This is a genomic window from Schlesneria paludicola DSM 18645 (genome assembly GCF_000255655.1).
GTDB lineage: Bacteria > Planctomycetota > Planctomycetia > Planctomycetales > Planctomycetaceae > Schlesneria > Schlesneria paludicola.
In genome coordinates this window covers 3,287,421-3,308,677 of record NZ_JH636435.1, presented here as the reverse complement: position 1 = coordinate 3,308,677, position 21,257 = coordinate 3,287,421, and the positions used below count along the sequence as shown (strand labels likewise).

General features: G+C 56.5%; 13 protein-coding genes. 6 read left to right on the top strand and 7 right to left on the bottom strand.

The window, feature by feature from the left end; translation table 11 throughout:
* Nucleotides 1–201: 201 nt before the first annotated feature.
* The 3 genes from OSO_RS0132320 to tgt form a co-directional block, all read right to left on the bottom strand.
* Complete coding sequence (locus tag OSO_RS0132320) at nt 202–3,273, bottom strand: protein translocase subunit SecDF (protein ID WP_010587028.1); 3,072 nt, start codon at nt 3,271–3,273, stop codon at nt 202–204.
* Nucleotides 3,274–3,409: 136 nt separating this feature from the next.
* The gene (yajC, locus tag OSO_RS0132315) at nt 3,410–3,760 is read right to left on the bottom strand and encodes a preprotein translocase subunit YajC (protein WP_083843019.1); all 351 of its coding nucleotides are present in this window, start codon (nt 3,758–3,760) and stop codon (nt 3,410–3,412) included.
* A 241-nt stretch (nt 3,761–4,001) separates the two neighbouring features.
* The gene (tgt, locus tag OSO_RS0132310) at nt 4,002–5,120 is read right to left on the bottom strand and encodes a tRNA guanosine(34) transglycosylase Tgt (protein ID WP_010587026.1); all 1,119 of its coding nucleotides are present in this window, start codon (nt 5,118–5,120) and stop codon (nt 4,002–4,004) included.
* A 312-nt stretch (nt 5,121–5,432) separates the two neighbouring features.
* On the opposite strand from tgt, the gene recA reads away from it, so the two are divergent.
* Complete coding sequence (recA, locus tag OSO_RS0132305; protein ID WP_010587025.1) at nt 5,433–6,497, top strand: recombinase RecA; 1,065 nt, start codon at nt 5,433–5,435, stop codon at nt 6,495–6,497.
* A 139-nt stretch (nt 6,498–6,636) separates the two neighbouring features.
* Nucleotides 6,637–8,205, top strand: coding sequence for a trypsin-like peptidase domain-containing protein (locus tag OSO_RS0132300; RefSeq protein WP_010587024.1), 1,569 nt, complete (start codon nt 6,637–6,639; stop codon nt 8,203–8,205).
* Nucleotides 8,206–8,295: 90 nt separating this feature from the next.
* Here OSO_RS0132300 and OSO_RS0132295 read toward each other — a convergent pair whose 3' ends face one another.
* Entirely contained in the window at nt 8,296–9,417 is a 1,122-nt protein-coding gene (locus OSO_RS0132295; RefSeq protein ID WP_010587023.1) for a type III polyketide synthase, read from the bottom strand.
* A gap of 272 nt (nt 9,418–9,689) precedes the next feature.
* Here OSO_RS0132295 and alaS point away from each other — a divergent pair, with 272 nt between their 5' ends.
* Together alaS and OSO_RS0132285 are read left to right on the top strand one after the other, a co-directional pair.
* Entirely contained in the window at nt 9,690–12,308 is a 2,619-nt protein-coding gene (gene alaS / locus OSO_RS0132290; protein ID WP_010587022.1) for an alanine--tRNA ligase, read from the top strand.
* Between the two features lie 96 nt (nt 12,309–12,404).
* On the top strand, nt 12,405–12,860 hold the full coding sequence (locus OSO_RS0132285; RefSeq protein WP_010587021.1) for a YaiI/YqxD family protein: 456 nt from the start codon (nt 12,405–12,407) through the stop codon (nt 12,858–12,860).
* Between the two features lie 17 nt (nt 12,861–12,877).
* On the opposite strand, the gene OSO_RS0132280 is transcribed toward OSO_RS0132285, so the two are convergent.
* The gene (locus tag OSO_RS0132280; RefSeq protein ID WP_010587020.1) at nt 12,878–13,963 is read right to left on the bottom strand and encodes a WD40 repeat domain-containing protein; all 1,086 of its coding nucleotides are present in this window, start codon (nt 13,961–13,963) and stop codon (nt 12,878–12,880) included.
* A gap of 716 nt (nt 13,964–14,679) precedes the next feature.
* Here OSO_RS0132280 and OSO_RS0132270 point away from each other — a divergent pair.
* Both OSO_RS0132270 and OSO_RS0132260 read left to right on the top strand, forming a co-directional pair.
* Entirely contained in the window at nt 14,680–15,459 is a 780-nt protein-coding gene (locus tag OSO_RS0132270) for a TrmH family RNA methyltransferase (protein ID WP_010587017.1), read from the top strand.
* 700 nt (nt 15,460–16,159) lie between these two features.
* On the top strand, nt 16,160–17,521 hold the full coding sequence (locus OSO_RS0132260) for a hypothetical protein (protein WP_157605587.1): 1,362 nt from the start codon (nt 16,160–16,162) through the stop codon (nt 17,519–17,521).
* 142 nt (nt 17,522–17,663) lie between these two features.
* Here the strand turns inward: OSO_RS0132260 and ribD are convergent, their stop codons facing one another.
* Nucleotides 17,664–18,782 carry a bifunctional diaminohydroxyphosphoribosylaminopyrimidine deaminase/5-amino-6-(5-phosphoribosylamino)uracil reductase RibD gene (ribD, locus tag OSO_RS0132255; protein ID WP_010587015.1) on the bottom strand — a complete coding sequence of 373 codons (1,119 nt, stop codon included), beginning with the start codon at nt 18,780–18,782 and terminating at the stop codon, nt 17,664–17,666.
* A gap of 105 nt (nt 18,783–18,887) precedes the next feature.
* Nucleotides 18,888–21,029 carry an SEC-C domain-containing protein gene (locus OSO_RS45990; protein ID WP_010587014.1) on the bottom strand — a complete coding sequence of 714 codons (2,142 nt, stop codon included), beginning with the start codon at nt 21,027–21,029 and terminating at the stop codon, nt 18,888–18,890.
* Nucleotides 21,030–21,257: the final 228 nt, after the last annotated feature.

Below are 21,257 nucleotides of genomic sequence, written 5' to 3'. Positions count from 1 at the left end.
GAAAAGTATTTCCGTAACTCCTTAATCCTCATCGTCCGTCCTCAACTTTTCGATTAAATCAACAGGCCGGGGAGCTTGGGAACGAGGCGGACGAACCAGGCGGAGCTTGGGAACGAGAACGAGGGATTCAACCCATATCACGAAAAAAGCCCCGAGAGCGGGTGCTTCTCGGGGCTTTTGAATCACTTCGACCGTCTCGGATCAGGCGGTTGCCGACTTACCGAACTTTGGAGCCGAACTGGTCTTCGCGGTGCGGTTTGGCTGAGCCTTCAGCTTCGCTTCGCGTGTCACCAGCCACAGCAGGACGGGGTTCGCGATATAGACCGTACTGTAACAGCCGGTGATGACCCCGATGATCATCGAGAATGCGAAACCGTGAATCCCTTCGCCACCGGCAATATACAGAACCAGCACCACCAGGAACGTCGTGAACGCAGTCAAAAGCGTACGGGACAACGTTTGGTTAACGCTCTGGTTGATCATGTCGTAGGTGATGTTGGGGCTCTTGCCTTTGATTTCGCGGATACGGTCGAAGATCACGATCGTATCGTTCAGCGAGTACCCGACGATCGTCAGCAAGCAGGCGATCTGATTCATGTTGATCTTGAAATCTTCGAGCATCAGGATCGGTCCCAGCGGCGTTTTGCTGAGATAGGCACCCAATGCAATGGCTCCGATTGTGATTAACACATCGTGTGCGAGTGCTGCCACCGCCGCCAGACCGAAGTAGACTTTCTCAAATCGGTACCACATGTAGATGATGATCATCAACAAGCTCGCCAAGATAGCCCACAGGGCGCTCATCTGGGTTTCAGCTGCGACCGAAGTATCGAACGAATTCACCTCTTCGAGGACGGGTTCCGATTTCAGACGGTCTTGAACCAGCTTCAAGCTGGCTGCAAAGTCTTCGGGGGTGATTTCCGGTGTCGCTTGAACGGTGAACGCTGTGAACTTTGCAGGCGACTTGTACTTGGGATCAAGTTTGATTGCAGGGTCTTTAGTGGCTTCGGTCGTGCCCGCGACATGCAGTAGTGACTGTGCGGATGTGTATTTTTTGGCTCCGTTTTCGCCGCCCGGCAGCGATTCAATTGTTTCGCTCAAGTACGATCCAAACGTTTCCGCAGACATCCCGCCGCTGAGTTTCACTTCAGCCTGCTGACCCAGAGAAAAGCGTGAGGCTTCTCCTTCGATCTGGCCTGATGTCGACGTCTTGATTTCATCGACAGCCACGCGAACGACGGCATACTTGCTGTCGTCGAACGCTTGATTGATTCCTTCGATGACCTTGGCTCGATCGATTTCTGACGTTCGAACGCGGAATCGCTTTCCGGCCGATTGCTCTTCACCGGCCAAGGTGAGTCGTTCCAGGCTGACGCCGTTCGGGAATGCTTTTTCAAGCTGTCCGCGAATGTCGTCTGTCTTTTGCTTTTCGACGAATTCGAAGGTGGCCATCGTTCCCCCGCTCATATCGATATCCCAGTTCGCGTTTCCGCGTACGAACAGGGCACCCAATCCGAGCAGGATCACTGCCGCCGAACCTGCAAATGCGACGTGACGGGTGGCCAGGAAGTCGATCTTGGTCTGTCCAATGAACTGCATCATCGTCAGCGTCTTGGCCCATCGCTTGCGTTCGATGATGTCGAAGGCCAGATGGCCGAAGTACAGCACCGAGAACAAACTCATCGACAAACCGATGAACAGCGAAACCGCGAAGCCGCGGATCAGGTCGGTTCCGATCAAATACAGAATCAGAGCGGTGATCAGTGATGTGACGTTGCCGTCAAAAATTGCGGCGAATGCTTTTTCGAATCCATTCTGGATCGCCATGCGAAGGCTGGTTCCCCGTGCGAGTTCTTCGCGCATACGCTCGTAAATCAGCACGTTCGAGTCGACGGCCATACCAATTGTCAGCACCAGACCCGCGAGACCGGGCAGGGTGAAAGTGGCCGAGATGAACGCCATCGCACCGACCACGAGCAGCAGGTTCAGCACGAGACTGAGAGCCGCAATCAAACCGGCCAAGCGATAGTAGGCCAGCACAAACACGAACACGACCAAGGCCGAGGCGATGATCGCATTGATCCCTTTTTCCTGAACGTCAATCCCCAGCAAAGGGCTGATGGTGAATTCGCTGATGGGGTTTGGTTTCAGCGGGACTTCGAGCGCACCGGCGTTCAGCACGCCGACCAGTTCGTTGACTTCAGCCATGTCAAATCGGCCGGTGATCTGGCCCGAGTCAGTGATGCGTGAATTGATCGACGGAGCTGAATGGACTTTGCCGTCCAGCAAAATGGCCAGGCGACGTTTGAACCCGTCGGTGGGGTCTGGCAGATTTCGTTGAGTCAGGCTGCCGAACAATGCTGCACCGCGGGGATTGAAGCGGAAGCTGACGGCCGGATTACCACTCTCGTCAGCCGTGGGAGACGCATTGGTCAGGTATTTGCCTGTCACGGTGTAATCAGGCTGGTCATGCTTGATCAGGAACTGGACGACTTTGACTTGCTCGCCGGTCTTTTCATCGGTCCGGGTGATCTCACGAGATCCGATCCGGCCGTCTTGTTCAGCCTTCCCATCCACGACGTCGCGCCACGACGCGATAATACTGTTTTCTTCGCCACGGACTTCCGCGACGTTGGGGGGCAGCTTCTTGGCGAGTTCGATGGTTGGTCCGTGGTCGCGTTCATTCGCGACAATCCCGAATTCCAGACTGCCCAGCTTGGTAATAAGGCGTTTTTTCTGTTCGACCAGGTCTGGGTCAGCGCCGGGGATGATGATTTCAATGCGATCGTTTCCAACGCGGCGAACCGTGACTTCTTCCGCACCCGAGGGGTTGATTCGCTTCTTAATCGCATTCACCATCTTTTCGATGGTTTCCAGCGGAATGACCTTTCCGACTTCTTTCTTCTGCTGCTGTTCGGCGGCTTGATTGTCGATCTGGAACAGCAGGTTGGTTCCCCCTGCGAGGTCGATCCCCAGCGGAATGGCATCTTTCCAGGAGCGACTGACGCGCTTGGTTACTTTCTCGCCGTTGACCTCTGTTTCCACAGGCACGGTTTGCATCATGACGAAGATAAACGGTGCCAGCGAGGCGAAGATCGAGAAGAGGACGACGCCGATGCGTGTCGACAGATCTTCCAGACGCAAAGCCCGGGCAATGACGCCACCGAGTAGAAATGGAACGATGAAGACCACCGCCATGACGGTGAAGACCAGCAATTCGCGGCCCGACGTTCCGGCTTGCATCAACAGCAGGGATTGCCCGATTCCATACATTCGTGAATTCCAGTCCCGAAAATGTGTCTGCGTCTGAAAGAGGGCGAGCCGGGTGAAAATCCGCGGGCCCGTGAAGAGTGGGATTCAGGGTCACGAACGGCCGTCAATAAGTCGGCCGCCGCACCCCCCACTGCGGCTATGTCGTCTTGGTGGGCTCTGCCGTCGTGTCGGCCGATAACACTTCCGCGATTGCGGTCCGACGAAAGCGAATTCGCGTTCCGTCGTCCACTTTCAGGGTGACTTCCTTCCCGTCCTGACTGATCAGGGCCACGCTTCCCAGTATTCCACCAATGGTTACCACGCGGTCGTCCTTTTTAAGATTCTTCATCATCGCGTCGCGTTTGGCCTTGTCGCGCCGTTGCGGCGAGTCCATCACCATATACAACACGAGGATGATGGCGAGCGGCGGTAGAATGACCCAGAAGAAACTGTCGTTCTTCGGGGCCGCCCCGTCGGCTTGCAGCAACAGAAGGCTAAAGCAGTTCAACGTCGTGCCTGTCTAAAGGGAATCGCGAAGTCAGATCTTTTTGTCGACAAAACTCATACCGAAAACGTGTTACGACAAGCGTAGCTGCCGGAAGAAATCGAGTGATCAGGTCACGCGGCAGTGCAAATGCCAAGGCCTTTTCCGAGGTCCTGTAGGGCCAAGTCCCCTGATTTCAACAGACTGTCGTACCCGTCGGCCGGCGGAAATTGGAAAAATATTCGGCGGAAGACGGTTCGGCATCTTAAACGGATCGATTCCAGCGGGCAAGTTGATCCGTCCGGAACTCCGCGGAACGCCCTTCACGAATTGCGGAGCGCAAGTCGCGCATCAGGCGTTGATAGAACGCCAGGTTGTGCCAGGACAGCAGAATTGGGCCCAACATTTCTTTAGACATGAACAAATGGCGGATGTAGGCCCGGCTGAACTGTCGGCAGACAGGGCATTCACATTCCGGGTCGACAGGGGTAGGATCGGTCCGGTGCTTCAGGTTTTTCAGCTTGAGCAGTCCCTCGGACGTAAACGCTGTTGCGTTGCGGCCATTGCGTGTCGGCATCACACAGTCAAACAGATCAATTCCTCGCAACACGCCTTCCAGCAGATCGACGGGCCGGCCCACGCCCATCAAATAGCGTGGCCGATCCGTTGGCAGCAATGGTACCGTGAAATCGAGGGTTCGGTACATCTCGGTCGGCTCTTCCCCCACGCTCAGGCCTCCCACGGCATAACCGGGGAAATCAAGCGGTCGCAACCCGGCTGCTGATCGTTCACGCATTTTTTGATCGGTGGCGCCTTGGACGATGCCGAACAGGGCCTGGTCTGCCCGCTGGTGTGAATCGCGGCAACGTGATGCCCAGACTGTGGTTCTGTCGACCGCTTCCCGGATTTTTTCGATCGGCGCATCGTGTGGCGGACATTCATCCAGGCACATGATGCAATCGGCGCCCAGTTGTTCTTGAATTCGCATGCATTGGGCGGGAGACAGTTCCAGCAGGCTGCCGTCAATGTGCGAGCGAAAGACGACTTTGTCTTCATACAGCTTTCGCATCGGTGCGAGGCTGAAGACCTGAAATCCGCCGCTGTCTGTGAGGATTGGGCCCTTCCACTGCATGAATTCGTGCAGTCCCCCCATCTCGGCCACAACCTCGGCGCCGGGGCGGAGTGCCAGGTGATAGGTGTTCGCCAGCACCATTTGCGCGCCGGTTTGCTGCAACTGATCGGGGGTCAAGCCTTTGACGGTGGCCAATGTTCCCACTGGCATGAATGCGGGCGTCTCGACCGTTCCGTGCGGCGTGTCCCAGCGACCCACGCGAGCCCCGGTTGCGGGGTCCACTGCGTCGAGATGAAATTGAAAGTGACTCACGTGTATTGACTCTCCCACGATAATTCGAACGGTCGGCGCGGAGCATAGTCGGCACGGTTTCCGTCGCAAAGGATGCGGGGCTGTTTCATGTTAAAGAAGAATGGCGTGGCGGAATCAACGCGGGGATGTCGACGGCAATTCTCGTGGAAACGACCAGCCGACTCATTTGATCTCCTGATAACAACTGAATGACTCACAGAGGGGTTGCCCGTCGCTTGCGTAACGGGTACTGAAATCTTACTTTTCCTGTTCGCCCGTCTCTTTGGCGAATTGGTGTTCCGCTGGTGTCTCCACTCTCTCAAGGATGCTTCTATGGCCAAGGCGAAGGCGGCCAAGTCTGTCATGCATGATGACGATGTCGTACACGGCGATCGTCAGATGCTCGATAATACACTGGGGCAGATCGAGAAGGCCTTCGGTAAGGGCTCGATCATGAAGCTCTCCGATAACTCCTCAATGACGGTTTCGGGCATCGGCACCGGCTCGTTGTCGCTTGACCTGGCACTCGGCGGGATGGGTTTTCCCCGCGGCCGGATCATTGAAGTCTATGGACCAGAATCCAGCGGAAAGACCACACTGGCGCTGCATGCCGTGGCCAATGCACAAAAAGAAGGGGGCGTTGCGGCATTTATTGACGCCGAACACGCGCTCGATCCCGCCTGGGCCAAGCGCCTGGGGGTCAACCTGGAAGAATTGCTGGTCAGCCAGCCTTCATCCGGTGAAGAGGCGTTGCAAATTGCCGAAATGCTGATCAAGTCGAATGCCGTCGACATCATCGTGGTCGACTCGGTGGCCGCCCTAGTGCCGAAAGCAGAACTTGAAGGGGATATTGGCGATTCTCACGTTGGATTGCAGGCCCGCATGATGAGCCAGGCGATGCGAAAGCTGACCGGCTGTATCTCGAAGGCCAAAACGACGGTGATCTTTATCAATCAGATCCGCGAAAAGATCGGTGTGATGTTCGGGTCTCCCGAGACGACACCCGGCGGGCGTGCTCTGAAATTCTATAGCTCGTGCCGTGTCGACGTCCGCAAGCTGGCGGTTCTCAAAGAGGGTGAGAACATGATCGGCATTCGGATGAAGGTGAAGATCGTCAAGAACAAGGTCGCACCCCCGTTCCGCGTGGCTGAATTCGATATGTTGGGGTCGCGGGGAATCAGCCTGGAAGGCGACGTGCTCGACATGGCCGCGGCGTACAATGTCGTTGATCGAAGTGGCAGTTGGTACATCTACGGCGGCACGAAACTCGGGCAGGGACGTGACAAATCACGAACGTATCTCGAAGAACATCCTGAAGTGGTCAAGGAGCTGCGAGAAAAAGTAATGGCCGCGTTCTTTGCCAACGGCCAGAAGATGGCCGGTGCCGGTGACGATTGACGTCGATACCCTGTTCATGGCAATAATCATGTGATCCAATCGACCGTGGCGGTTTTCAAGTCGGCTTCGATCTTTTGCAGGAAGAAGCGAACATTTCCGTCACGGCCCCAGGTTGGGTTGGGGGCTAGAGCCGGCCATCATGAATTTCCGATCGTTCGATTTTCGACGACGACGCCCAAACAGTGCGCTCGCGTTGTTGGTCGGAGCGGCGGGGTTTGGGATGGCCGTGTTCGGGGTTCTGTGCGACATCCACGCGCAAGATCCCGCAGTCGTGTTCGAAGATACAATCGTCAAGATCGTCGAGCGGGTTGAGCCGTCGGTCGTCAGTATTGGCCGGCACACGCCACCACCGCGCAGCAGGTCCGGGCCGACGCATCGCGCGTTTGGTCGTGCCGATATGGTCGAGGAACAGGATGAGATTCCCAATGAATTTGGTGCGGGCTTTTTGGTCAGTCCCGTCAAAAGCACTGAGCGGTACGTCCTGACGAATTTGCATGTCGTACGTGGCGGTCCTGTCAGCCCCTATTATGTTGCCGATGATGGGACCGAGCTGCGAGTCCGGTTTTCGGACCGACGTGGGTGTCTGGCCACCATCTATGCGGCCGATCCACGCAGCGATCTGGCCGTCTTGCGATTGGAGTGGGGCCGAAACGGGGTTAAGCCGGATGAGTTTCCCAGTGTGAATTGGGAAAATGCGCCTCCACCCCGTAAGGGACAATTCGTGCTGTTGCTTGGGAATCCCTACGGAATCGCCCGAGATGGTTCGGCGAGTGTCAGTTGGGGGCTGGTGAGCAATCTGACGCGTCAGCCGATTCCGCTGTCGCGCAAGCAAGCGACCACCAGCGAAGAATACGTCAATAGCTCGACGCTTTATCGGCTTGGCGTGGTCATGCAATTGGATGCCCGTCTTAACCTGGGAACCAGCGGCGGTCCGGTTCTAAATTCGAAGGGCGAATTGATCGGCATCAGCACTTCACTGGCGGCGATTGAAGGTTACGAACAGTCAACGGGGTTTGCGATTCCCGTTGACGGGCTGACGCGGCGGATTGTTCGAACCCTGCTTGACGGGCATGAGGTCGAATACGGAATTATTGGCATCTCGCCGGGCGAATTGTCTCCAGTGGATTTTCTGCATTTGAACACCGGGTTGCCCCAGCGATCGGCGGCGGCCGTGGTCAAAGTTCAACCCGGTTCACCTGCGGATGTGGCGAAAATTGACGATGCGGATGTGGTCGTGAAAGTGGAAGGCGTGCCCGTTCTGTCGACTTCCGATTTGGTCCGCATGGTCGGTCTGCATCCTCCCGATAGCGAGATTGATTTGACGCTCTGGCGGCGAGGTCGGCAGCGACTGGAGTCGGTCAAAGTCAAGTTGGCGAAATGGCCCGTTCGTGACGAAGAAGGAATCGTCGAAACGGTTCCAAGATACGCCCCCTGGCGCGGTTTATCGGTCGACTATTCGACGGCGCGACAACGCGGGGAAACACTCGTCTATCAGCGGGTATTGGTCATGAAGGTGGCCGAGGGATCGCCGGCGCAGGCGGCCCGTCTGCAGCCGGGCACGTTCATTACACACGTGAACAATAACCCCGTCAGAACTCCTGCCGAGTTTTATGAGGCGGTCAAGAAGACCCAGGGGATTGTCACATTGAAGCTGTCCGAAGACGCCCCCGGAACGTTATCGGCTCGCTCGGTTCAGATTCGCGACTAGTGGCACAGTGACGTGTTTCCCCGGGACGAGCGACGAGGCACGGTTTTCTTACGTCGCATTCTGTTGAACCGAACGCGATCGGTGGCGGTATCACGCGAGCAATGTGGCTTCCGCGACCAAGCCGGGGCCGAATCCGATCGCGACGCAGGGACCGCTCGCCTGTTTGGAACGCAGGCGATCCAGGACGAACAAGACGGTCGGTGACGACATATTTCCGTGTGTTTGCATGATTTCACGCGAAACCGACAATTGTTCTCGCGGGATCGACATGGTGTCGGCGAATGCATTCAGAATCTTCGGCCCGCCTGGATGCGCGGCCCACGTCGAAATCTCTTCGGGACGCAGGTCGTATTGTTTCAGCCAGGAGGTGAGCCAGGGACGCAGGTGGGCTTCCAGCAAACCGGGAACCCGCGTCGAAAGGGTCATTCGAAATCCGTGGTCGCCCACGCGCCAGGTCATCGCGTCTTCCGAGTCGGGTAAGAGAGTCGATCCGCTGGCGAGAATGCGAGAGATCGGTCGCTGTTGCGATTCCAGCACGGAACCAGTAACCGCTGGTATTTCGGCCCGGATGACGCAGGCTGCCGCACCGTCCGCGAACAGGGAATTGGCAACAATTTGTTCCGGATTCCAGCCGTACTGATAGTGCAGGGTGCAGAGCTCGACGCAACAGACCAGGACGACTGCCGTCGGATCAGCCGCGACGAAGGCACGCGCGACGCGCAAGGCGTTCAATGCCGCATGGCACCCCATGAAACCAATCTGAGTGCGCGCCACGTCGGATCGCAGGGGAAGCTGTTTGATTAACGTGAAATCGAAGCCTGGGGCGACGAAACCACTGCAAGTGACCGTAATCAGGTGCGTGATGGCCTGAGGGGACGTTTCGCTTTGTTCTAAAGCCCGTTTCGATGCGGTCAGGGCCAGTGGCCCCGCCTTTTCCGCATAGATGTTTAGTCTGGCTTCGGTGGTTGGACCGTTAGGGGATTCAGGCGTGCAGGGCGGAAAGAACTCTTGTCGATCCGTTAAAATGCCGTCAGCGCTTTCCAGAACCACGCTGCCGCGGGTATTGACGCCCGACATGCGGTAGAGCACGCTCAGCATGTGAGCCTGCTCAGGAGTGGCGGAGCAATACTGTGCGGCGACTTCGCCGGCCTCTTCTTGCTCGCACTGGTGGTCGGGGACAGCGGTTCCAATTCCAGCGATAGCGACATGCATGCGTGAATCTGCCTTCCATGGAATGATTTCACGGCTTATACACGCGATCACCAAACGAGCCAACAGGTGTTACCGATTTGGGGCGGTCGAGTTTCAAGGGGTGGAATGACCTGAAGTGTCGCTCGAAATCGGATCATCTGCTATCTTTTGGGCGGATTTCCGTGTCCGACGATGCGGGCTTAATATTTCTGACATTACTGTAATTATATCGACCCTGCCGATCTCTGGTGTCGGCAGAGATGTCTTGGTCTGTGACCATCAACGGAATCGCTATGAAAACTGACGAGCTGCGTGAAAAATACCTGACGTTTTTCGAATCCAAAGGATGTGTGCGTCGGCCATCGGACGTCTTGGTACCCAAAGACGATCCAACGGTCCTGTTTACGCCAGCCGGGATGAATCAGTTCAAGAACCAGTTTCTCGGAATCGGGCCGATCGAATTCACGCGCGCGACGACGTCGCAGAAGTGTTTGCGGACGGGCGATATCAGCAATGTGGGCGTGACCGCGTACCACCACACCTTCTTCGAGATGCTCGGCAACTTTTCGTTTGGTGACTATTTCAAGCGCGAAGCGATTCACTGGGCCTGGGAATTCTTGACCGACAAGTCGTGGCTGGGTCTCGATCCGACTCGACTGACCGTCACGGTCTATCTGGATGATCAGGAAGCCTATGACATCTGGAATCACGAAATCAAATTGCCTTCGAATCGGATTTCGCGTGAAGACGAAGGCGAGAACTTCTGGCCCGCCTCGTCACCCTCGCAAGGCCCTGATGGCGTCTGTGGTCCCTGTAGTGAGATCTATTACTTACCGCCGGGTGGTACCAAGTCCGTCGAAATCTGGAATCTGGTGTTCACGCAGTTCAATCGCGTGGGGGCTCCTCCGAACAATCTGCAGCCGCTACCGAAGAAAAATATCGACACCGGGATGGGACTTGAGCGGTGTGCTTCGACGCTTCAGGGTGTCCTCAGCAACTTCGAGATTGATATTTTGAAGCCGATTTGCCAGGCCGCGGGGGAAATCGTCGGCGTGAAATATGAGTACGGGGCTCCCGCCGGCCGCGCTCTCCGAAGGATTGCCGACCACGTGCGGGCTTGCTCGTTCGCCTTGCACGAAGGGTGTGGTCCTGGTCCGGAAAAAGAGAACTACATCGTCCGATTGCTGCTGCGTCGCGCTTTGATGGAAGGGTATCTGCTTGGCAAACAGGAGCCATTCTTGTCGCAATTGGTTCCGGTGATCGGCGAGATGATGAAGAACCCGTACCCCGAGTTCCGTCAGACAATTGAAGCCGTTCAGAACGGCATCCTTGAGGAAGAAAAACAATTCCTGCGAGTGATTGAGTCAGGGATCGGTCGTTTCCGCAAACTGGTTGATCAGGCCAAACGCGACGGTTCGCCGACGATTTCGGGTGATGCAGCGTTCGACCTGCATCAGACTGATGGCTTCTTGATTGAACTCACGGAATCGCTGGCCTCAAACGACGGCCTGACGGTGGATATGGAGCGGTTCAAAGAGTGCAAGGAACAGCACAAGCAGACCAGTGGTCGCGGCGCCTTTGCGAACTCAGTCATGTCGGCAGGACCGCTCGACACGCTGCGTCAGAGCGGCGGGACCCAGTTTCTGGGTTATGATGCCAGCGATGCCACGGCCGATGTCGTCGGGATCATCGCCGATGGGAAGCTGGTGAACGCATTCGAGCAGCACGATGTTCAAATTGCAGTCGTGCTGAATCGCTCGCCATTCTACGGTGAAGCGGGTGGGCAAGTCGGCGATACCGGAACGATCACAGGTCATGGTCTCGAGTTCGTGGTGCAGGACACGCAGCGCGATGGCGAATTGCTGGTCCACATTGGCGTGCTCAAAACCGGAAAACTGGCCGTGGGAGCTGAAGTTCAAGCGAAGATCGATCTCTCGCGGCGTGCTGGAATCCGTCGTGCCCACTCCGCGACGCACATCCTGCATCATGCCCTGCGGAAGTACCTGGGCGAGAATGCGACGCAGCGTGGTTCAAAGGTTCAAGAAGATGAGCTGCGTTTCGACTTCGCCCATTCAAGCGGCCTGACGCACTCCGAAGTCGTTAAGATTGAGGATGAAATCAATACCAGGATTGCCGAAGGGGCATCGATCTCGACACGCCTGATGCCAATCGCAGAAGCGCGAACGCTAGGGGCGATGGCACTGTTTGGTGAGAAGTATCCTGACAATGTGCGCGTGGTCAGCATGGGCGAGTTCAGCCGCGAACTGTGCGGGGGAATTCATCTGGCGAATACGGGACAAGTTGGTCTTTGCCGAGTCGTACGCGATGAACTGGTTGCGGCTGGCGTTCGGCGCGTGACTTGTTTGACCGGTCCCAAAGCGTTGGAGCGAATTCGCGAGACCGAGGCGCTTGTCAAGGAAGCGGCCGCACTGGTCAAAGGCCAACCCGACGAACTGCCGCGCAAGATCGAAGCGTTGCAGGCGGAACTGCGTGAGGCCAAGAAGCAGTTGGCAAAGCATTCGATGGCTTCGCTGACCGAAGCCGCCGAGCAACTGGTTGCGAAGGCGGAAACGATCAATGGTGTTAAGTTGGTCGTCCATAACGCGACCGGTTACCCGCGTGAATCGCTCAAAGAATTTGCCGACCGTATTCGCGAGAAAGCTCCGTCAGTCGCGGTACTGCTTGCGTTGGTTGCCGATGATAAAGTCGCTTTCATTTCGTCGGTCAGCAAAGATGTGCTTGTCTCGAAAGGGTTGAATGCCTCGGACTGCGTGAAGACGGCAGCAAAGGTCTGCGGTGGCGGCGGAGGCGGTCGTCCTGATATGGCCGAAGCAGGCGGCAAAGATCCCTCGAAGATTGATGCAGCTCTGGAAGCCGGCGCGGCGTACTGCCGCCAAAAGCTCGGTGCATGAGTCTGATGTCGCACGAGTGAGAACGCTTGCCCGGGGTGTGGAATAGATTATCAGCAAGCGTTCTGTCACGAGGTCGTTGTGGGAGGGGCATTAATAATGCGAATCTGGATCGATGGAGACGCGTGCCCCGTCGCCGTCAAGGAAATCGTCTTTCGTGCGGCGAATCGGACAAAGATTCCGTTGACGGTCGTCGCCAATCAACCGATGCGCATTCCTCGGTCAGAGTTCATCACGATTCTAACCGTCCCCTCGGGGCTGAACGTTGCGGATCAAAAGATTGTTGAGCTGCTTGATCGCGAAGATCTGGTGGTTACTGCCGATATTCCGCTGGCCGCCCTGGTCGTGGAAAAAGGGGCGTGTGCGATCGATCCACGCGGCGAACTTTACACGCTCGAGAATATTGGCGAACGTCTGGCGATGCGAAATCTCATGGACGAACTGCGGGGAAGTGGTGCGATCTCGGGCGGACCGCCGCCGTTTCGAACCAACGACAGTCAATCGTTCGCAAACCAGCTCGATCGCTTGTTGGCAAAACGCCGTCGTAAGACGTGATTGAACTCCATCGCCCGTTAGCGAATCTGTCGTGGCTGTTGTTCGGATTTCAGCGACCATTCGCGAATCGTTCCGTCCAGACAGGCGGCAAACAACGTGTCGTCCGTGATGATGACATCGTTGACAACGCTGGTGCTCTCCACGACGCGGGCCGGTGAATGCGTCTTGTTTGCGAGATCCCAGATCCGAATCTTCTTGTCGAATCCACCCGCGGCCAGGATGTTCCCATCGAATGACAGTGCCATGGAGCGTGCGAATAAGAAGTTAATATGACCCATCCAGACCTGTTGACCCGTTACGGTATCGTAGACAAAAACATTGCCGTGTTCGTCGCCAAGTGAAAGTCGCTGTCCGTCACTTGACCAGGCCGCGCTGCGGCAGCAGCTCGAGATGGCCGGTAGCGAGAAAATCACTTCACCCGACCGGGAATCGCAGATCAACGGATTTCCGTCATTCGCGGCAATCACGAGCTTCGTTCCGTCAGGCGAAAGCTGATTGGTGGCCGAGGATTTTTCCAAATGGAATTCCCAACGGTTCGGTGGTGATTGCGTCAGGTCCCAGCCAATGATCGTGCCGTTGTGTGAAATCATTAGGGCGATCGAGCCATCTCGAGAAATCCGTGCATCTGCGGTCGACAGAACTTTCAGAATGAATTCCTCTGAATGCACGACTTGATCATTTCGCAGGAAGTAAACTCCGTGGTGCAGGCTGTTCTCGTGCGTCCACTGCGTCAGCATCATCGTGGTTGAATTGATTTCTGAGGTTGCCGTCGAGAACAGGTTTTGAGGCGAGATCCGTTTTTTCGACACGGCATTCGACACCCTGATTTCGTCGATGCCTTCTGGGTAGGTATGAGCAATTAGCGTGCGTCGATCTCGATCGAAGTCGAGATTCATAATGGGGTCGAGAGGGAAGGTCGGTGCCTCGGCTCCTTTCGGAGTCCCATGCATTTGCAATAGGGAGGACGATTCACGGATTGCCATCAGCAACAACCCAACGACAAGTGCGATCAGGCTAACTTCTCGCAGTGCCCCAATGAACAGCAGCCCATTTCGATGGCCGCGAGTCGTGCGAGATGGGTGATACAATCGACGGCGGTGCATGACAGATTCCCAGATCCTCAAGAAACAATGAGACTCAATCCATTTCCGGAACACCGTCTACCTCAAGACGAGGCATTCCGGTTGACTCATGTTGTCCGGCACAAAAAACGAGCATGTCGCGACGCAAGCGGGTCGTTCTGCGCAAGATTCCGCAACAGCATGTTTGGGTCGTCAAAGGAAGAGCATCAATTGCCACATTTCAACGCCGAACTGCCGGCCCCCGCACAAGCAGTTTCGGCAGAGGGGAGGGAAGCAGAGGCCGTGCCATTCCTGCCGGGAAAACCGAAGACGTTCCGATTGTCTTATGCATCAAGTAGTTTCGCTGACAATCCGATCAAATCGTCGAACAACCTCAAGAACACCCGTTCGGCATTCCGTAGGGGTAGAGGTGTCGTGATGCCATGAGATTGGGCGTCAGTGACTGTCATCTGTCGTTGAGGGGAAAGGGTATTTTGCGCAAGCTCAAGGCGGCCGTTCGTCGGTTGATTTTCGAGTCGACGCAACATGAGACAATAATCGCACATCTCTTTAATTCGCATCGTTGATGATCCATTTAGAACACCTGGCGCGGCGACCTTTGTCGCCTTGGATGACGAGGAACGCGATTTCACCAGCATTCGGTCGGTCGGTGTGATAAAACTCGACCTGGAAATGCAGCGCGAGATTCCAGGACTCTCGCGGTAAAGACGCTTGTTGTTAAAAGGTCGTACGAATTCATGCGGACTCGAGAGCTTGCCATTTGCGGACTGAAGGCCGTTCGTTCGCGGTTTGAGTCGGATTCCGATTCCGTCGTCCGGCTTTTCTTCAATCGCGCAATGGCTCCGGCAGTCGGTGATCTTTGTCGATGGATGGCTCAGGAACGATTGGTCTATCGCTGTGTCGAATCGGAGGAACTCGAGCGAATCTCGGGCACACTGCATCATGGGGGCGTCGTTGTCATCGTTGAGCCGCCGGTTTATCGCTCACCCGATTGGCAGGAAATTCGCGATTGGGCCGATCAACGCCAATCTCTCCTGGTACTGGATCGCGTCAGCAATGTCCACAATCTGGGGGCGATCATTCGTTCGGCGGCCTACTTCGGTGTCTCGAAGCTGATTCTGCCGGATCATCCACAGGCGGCACTGCCAACCGAGGCCACCTATCGGGTGGCGGAAGGGGGGCTTGATCATGTGGAAGTGTACGTGGTCCAGAATCTCGTTTCTTTCATCCGTGCACTTCGACCACACTTTCATGTCATGGGGGCGGCAACGCGGGGCGGACACCCGGCCGTGGATTCGCAACAGCGATTGCCCTGCGCTCTTGTCATGGGAAATGAAGAAGAGGGATTGGCGCCAGATGTCGCGGCCGCCTGCACCACGCTCGTATCAATCCCCGGAAGTGATCGCGTCGAATCTCTGAATGTCTCGACGGCCGCAGCCGTCCTGATCTGGGAGATGACCCGTCCAAAGTGGATGGCGCCACAAAGGCCAATGAATCCCGGGCCCACGAGGCGCTGACAGCGGACCGGCTGAAATGACCTGAATCCGATTGCACAGCATCCAATTGGACAGCGGCGATTTGTGGCACTTCAGATCAAGATGGCCAGGGCATGAGCTTCGATTCACGCGAAATGATACCTGGGTCACTCGACATCAGGAATTTCCATAGGGGACTCTTCTGTGCAAATCTGCCTGATCTCCCCTGGCGAATCGGCTTCGCCCGCGTGCATTTCCGAAGGGAACTTGCCGCAGTATCGATTGTCGGAACATGATAAGCCGCTGTGAGATGAGTACGGCCTTCCGTATTCGTTGATCTGTTCGCGATGACGCTGTCGGTCGCTCTGAACAATCCACTGAACGGTAAAATATTCGGGTTTTGCCGAATCGAAGGCATACTCCGAATGGAGCAGAGTCCTGCCCTCGTCTCGGCCGATTCTAATGCCACCAGAGCCGATTACTTTTTAGTGAGACGGCCGTTTTCGCCGATGTTGGCGGGGGGATGTGGTGCTCGAGGCAAACAAAGGGCTCACCGAGTCCGGGACGTGTCAAGTTGCGAAGGTACGCGGCGCGCGAATTTGCGCGTTTTGGCTCAAGCTGGTGGACGTTAACGGCCGATTCCAAGTGAAAACGGAACCGCTGTCGTTGCGCACCCGCATGACACCCCATCGTGACGAGTGGCTTTGACATGCCGTTCTGACAGGGATAAAGGGACAGATCGATGAGACACGCAGCCTGGATCGTCTTCGCGAGTATGCTGGCACTCGCAGCGGACGCACGAGTCGAAGCCTCGTATTGCGGGGCCGCCAGTTACAAATGCTGTCCTACTGCAGCCTGTGCTCCATGCGGAGACTATTGCGCCGCGAAAAGCTGCTGCGGTACCTGCTACAAAACCGTTCGTGAAACCGTTTACGAACAGCGCACGATCAATTGCTGCCGAACGGTCTACGATCAGTGCACCGAACAGATTCCGGTGACCTGCACCCGTAACATTCACGAAACTCACTATCGCGACGAGTGCTACACGGTTTGTAAGCCGGTGTACCAGACGTGCTATCGCGATGTCTGCTGCACGATTCGTAAGCCTTGCATTCAGACCTGCTACCGCGATGTCTGCTGCACGATTCGCAAACCCAACTTCCAGACGTGCTACCGCGATGTCTGCTGCACGATTCGTAAGCCATGCTTCCAGACGTGCTACCGCACCGTCTGCTGCAACATCTGCAAGCCAGTTTGTGAAACGAAGTATCGTGAAGTCTGCTGTACTCGCTACCGAACGGAAACCCAGACTTGCTACCGCGACGTCTGCTACACCGTTTGCAAACCTGTTTGTGAAACCAAGCAAGTTCCTTACTGCACCGGAGATTGGGTGACGGAAACGAAGCAAGTTCCAGGCCCCGTCGTCCAGAAATGCATCTGCGATCCGGGGACGTGGGAATGGGATCCATGCACCTGCCGCTGCTGCTACAAGCCTGGTTGCTGCCGCACTGAATGCGAACAGACCTGCCGCACGGTCTGCTGCAAACGATGGGTGCCCCGCACGGAAATGCGAACGATCACTTGCACCCGCATGGAGCAGGAAGTTCGTCACTGCCAACAGCCATACACGGTCTGTCGCAAGATTCCCGAATCGTACACGAAGCAAGTTCCTTACACCTGCGTTCGCTACGAACAGCACACGGTCACGAAGCAAGTTCCCTATACGACTTGCTCGTGGACCTGTGAGACGGTGACCAAGAAGGTTCCTTATACGACCTGCTCGTGGACCTGCGAAACGGTGACCAAGAAGGTTCCTTATACGACCTGCTCATGGACCTGCGAAACAGTCACCAAGAAGGTTCCTTACACGACTTGCACGATGACCCAGCAAGTTTGTACCCGTCGCGTTCCTTACACCACCTGCCGCCAGGTCTGTGAGACCAAGATGGTGACCAAGAGCTACTGTACCCCACGCCAGATCGTCGAAACCAAAGTGATCTGCGTACCTCGCACGGTCTGCCGCCAAGTTCCGATTCAAACGGCTTGCGTGTCGGATCCCTGCCAGGGTGGTGCTGTCAATGTTCCAGGGACCTGTGGAAAATGAACTAAACTGATGCGACTAGCATCTTGAGATCAATCGAAAAGCAGAGGTCGCCACCATCGGCGGCCTCTGCTTTTGCCTTTGGGAGTTCTCGATCGCGCTTTGTCTTGCGTGTGCTGACGAGCGGAATTGATGGTCCTGCACGTCAGGCTTGCCGACGTACGGGACCATGGACATAGAGGTCGCCCTCGATCAGTTCGATCTCAGGTGATTCGAGTGACGCTTCGGTCGGAACCATCGCGAGCCCGCGTCCGCCGATCGGTGTGGGCGAATCCGCTCCTCCAATCAGCTTTGGGGCGATGAAGGCATGGGCTTCGTTGATGTAACCCAAGTCAAACAGGCCACCCAGCAACTGGCCGCCACCTTCGACCAGCACATTCGTGAGCCGACGGCGTCCCAATTCATCTGCGACGTCGACCAGTGACGCATGGCCGGCGGCATCCACGCCGACGATGCAGGTCTCGACGCCCAAGGATTGCAGAGCGGCAATTCGCTCGTGAGGGGCGTCGGCGGTTGCGATGACAAGCACCGGAATCTCCCGTGCTGTTTGGACGAGTTTCGAGGTAAGCGGAAGCCGGACTCGACTATCAATCACAATTCGCAGAGCGACACGGGGGCCAGAAGGGCGTGCCGTCAGTTGCGGATCATCTGCGAGCGCCGTTCCGATCCCAATCATGATCGCATCCATACGACCGCGTAATTGATGCACGATGGCGCGAGATGCCGCGTTTGTGATCCACTGAGAATGGCCCGTTCCTGTGGCGATTTTTCCGTCCAGCGTCATCGCCCACTTGGCATGAAACCACGGTCTCTGTTGGGTGATCAGTTGAACGAATGGCGCGACCATCCGCCGTGCGTCGGCCTCAAGCAGTCCCACTTCGACGTCAATTCCCGCCGCTCGCAGTTCACGGATCCCACCGCCATCGACATGCGGTGCGGGGTCGGGCATGGCGACGATCACCCGCTTGATGCCGGCGGCGATGACCGCGCGCGAGCAGGGCGGCGTTTTCCCGAAGTGGCAACACGGTTCGAGTGTTACGAACAAGGTTGCGCCGCGTGCCGCCTCACCTGCTGCTTTCAGGGCATGAACCTCAGCATGGGGCCCGCCATGCTTCTGGTGCCAGCCTTCACCGAGAATCTGTCCGAAATCATTGACGACGATCGCACCGACAACGGGATTCGGTTCAACCGCACCCCGTCCGCGTTCGGCCAACATCAATGCGCGGCGCATTGTCTCTTGAGCGAAGGGAAGGGGATCGGTCATGGGTGATCAACCTGTTGAAACCGTGGGGACTGGCTCCGGTCCGTTCGAATTCTGCTTTCAAATTCAAACGGCCGAGATGCCTGTCACTCTTGTTTCAACGAACAGTTATTGTCCTGGCAGCCAGAGCTTGCTGCCGCCTGCCGCCGCGGGTGCGGCCGACTCGGGATTCCATCCTTGGCCGGGTGTCGCAAGGCTGCTCGCGAGCGAGAACTCCACCGAATTCCACGGTGATGGAACGCCAAATCCCTGCAACATCTGTTCGATGTGTGGACGGATCTGTGGCACCTTGGGGCTGTAATAGGTGACGAACCGGTTCAGCAGCGCCTTCAGTTGAGGATCGGAAGGATCTTCGAGTCGCATTCCCAACTCTGCCATATCCCAGGTCCAGGCATGCTGGAAGGCGGTTTTGCCTTCGGGCACAGGCAGCTTTCGGCCCTGATCAATCCAAGAGAACGCTTCTTCGCGGCGTTCCTTTGATGCACTGATTTCGCTCAGCGTTCGCAAGATTCGTGCGCGATCGAACTGTTCGGCACATGACGGCCGAGCCAGCGCCTCGGTCAGAACCTGGTACAGCGATTCGCTGTGCTGAATCAGCATGGAACGATTGACGACCGTGTTCAGTTGCTGATCGTTCAGTTTCTGAACCGGCAATCGATGCAATTGCATGATCGAAAGGGCGCCGACGTTGGTTTCCTCTGTCACTTCCAATTCTGGAAGCGGTGTCACTTTGAGCGACGTCAGAAGCTGATTGATGTCCAACCCGTAGGAACGGCGTTGCAGACCGGCGTCGAGTGCATAGACGGCTCCATATAACGGGATCTGCAGCGACGCGTCACTCACCGCTTGAGCCGGTGTCTTGCCACCCAGAGCTCGCAAGGGAAGTTGCGGCCATTTTTCGTGTGCAGCCTGAGACCAGTATTGATTCAAGAGTTCTCGCCGTCGGACCTGCGGGACTTCGTCCGCCAAGTACCACCGACATTCGAGAACCATCGCTTCCGCGGGAATGGCACTGGCCATCTCAGGTTGAGGCACGTCCGATTTCCATTCGAACAAGTCGGCGGCAACCGCCGTCCAGGTCGCTTTCACGTCGTCGATCGCCTGGCCACGGAACCCGGAAATCATGGCGACGGCAGGTTTGTTGTTCTTGGGATCAGAATCAAAAATGGTGATCTGTGCTTGAATTACAGGAACCGTGTCGCGGGTGAGATCGCGGCCGTCGGTCTGCTTCTTCTCGGTGTTGAGGGCCAGATAGATTGCGACCGGAGTCACGATGTCGGATTCCGGTGCATTCTTGACTCGCTGGAACTGAGGCACGTTATCCAGCACGGTCAGCAGCCGAGACACCGAATGGACCGTCGCGGTGTAATGACATTGTTCGACGACATCGGGAGATGTCTTGGCATCAAGGATCTGGGCGAGCGTCTCACATTCGATCGCGGTACCCTGATCGGTGTAATGTCGGGCGGCGCGGTGCAGTGCTTCTGCGGCGATTTTCTCGTTGCCGTCCCACGCTCGGCACAAGCCCACGGCATGCCACAATTCAGCACGATCGGGCGTCGCGTCGGCCAGTGCTGCGAACACATCGGCCGCCGTGCTCCAGCAGCCGATCGCTGCGTATTTCTGTCCCTTGCGAACTTCCTTCTGCAGTTCATCCGATCCTGTAATCGTCGGCAGCAGGTGCGATCCACGCAGGGGGTACAGTATGTCGTCGCTGCCGTCGAGTTCCAGAAGCTGCACGAACAATTGCTGACGCTTGTCTTCGGGAGCGAGCCGCAAAGCCAAGGCCAAGTGCTCGCGTGCGGCCATCATGTGGCCTTCAGACGCATGCATCGCCGCGTACGATGAGGCGAGGTCGCCGACCAGTGCGGGCAGCTTTTTGGCACTTTTCTGAAAGGCGCGGTGAATCGCCCGTTTGGCGACTTCGAACCCGTCCTCGCGAATCAGTGCCGCAGCATAGAGCACGATGGCAAGTTCATTGTCGGGATGGAATTCCAGCAGTTGCTTCAGGATGTCGCGAGCGAAGGCTGGCTCATTTAGATCGAGCAACACCATCGCCTGTGTCGTGCCCACCCAGGCATTCTGAGGGTGCTTCTTGGCGACCTGTTCCAGTTGCTGAATCGCGACGCGTGGCTGATTTCCCTCAATCAACCGCACAATTCGATCCATGTCGTCCGAAATGACCTGACAACAGAATTTGAATTTCTTCCCGCTACCGCACGGACACGGGGCATAGCTATCCACGGACATGAGGGACGTCCCTTCCTCGAAGTATGAACGAATTATTATGACAAACGACGTTCACATGACGCTCAGGCCGAGCCCCAGCGCAGCGACGCGTTTGTTTTGGCTTTGAAGTCAATCAATTCGCGATCATGTTTGCCCGTGATTGGATGAATCCGATCGCGGAAGCACACCAGTCTAGCAGAATTTGGCTCTTTTTGACAGGCTCAACATTGCCCGTCGAGGTGGCCAAAA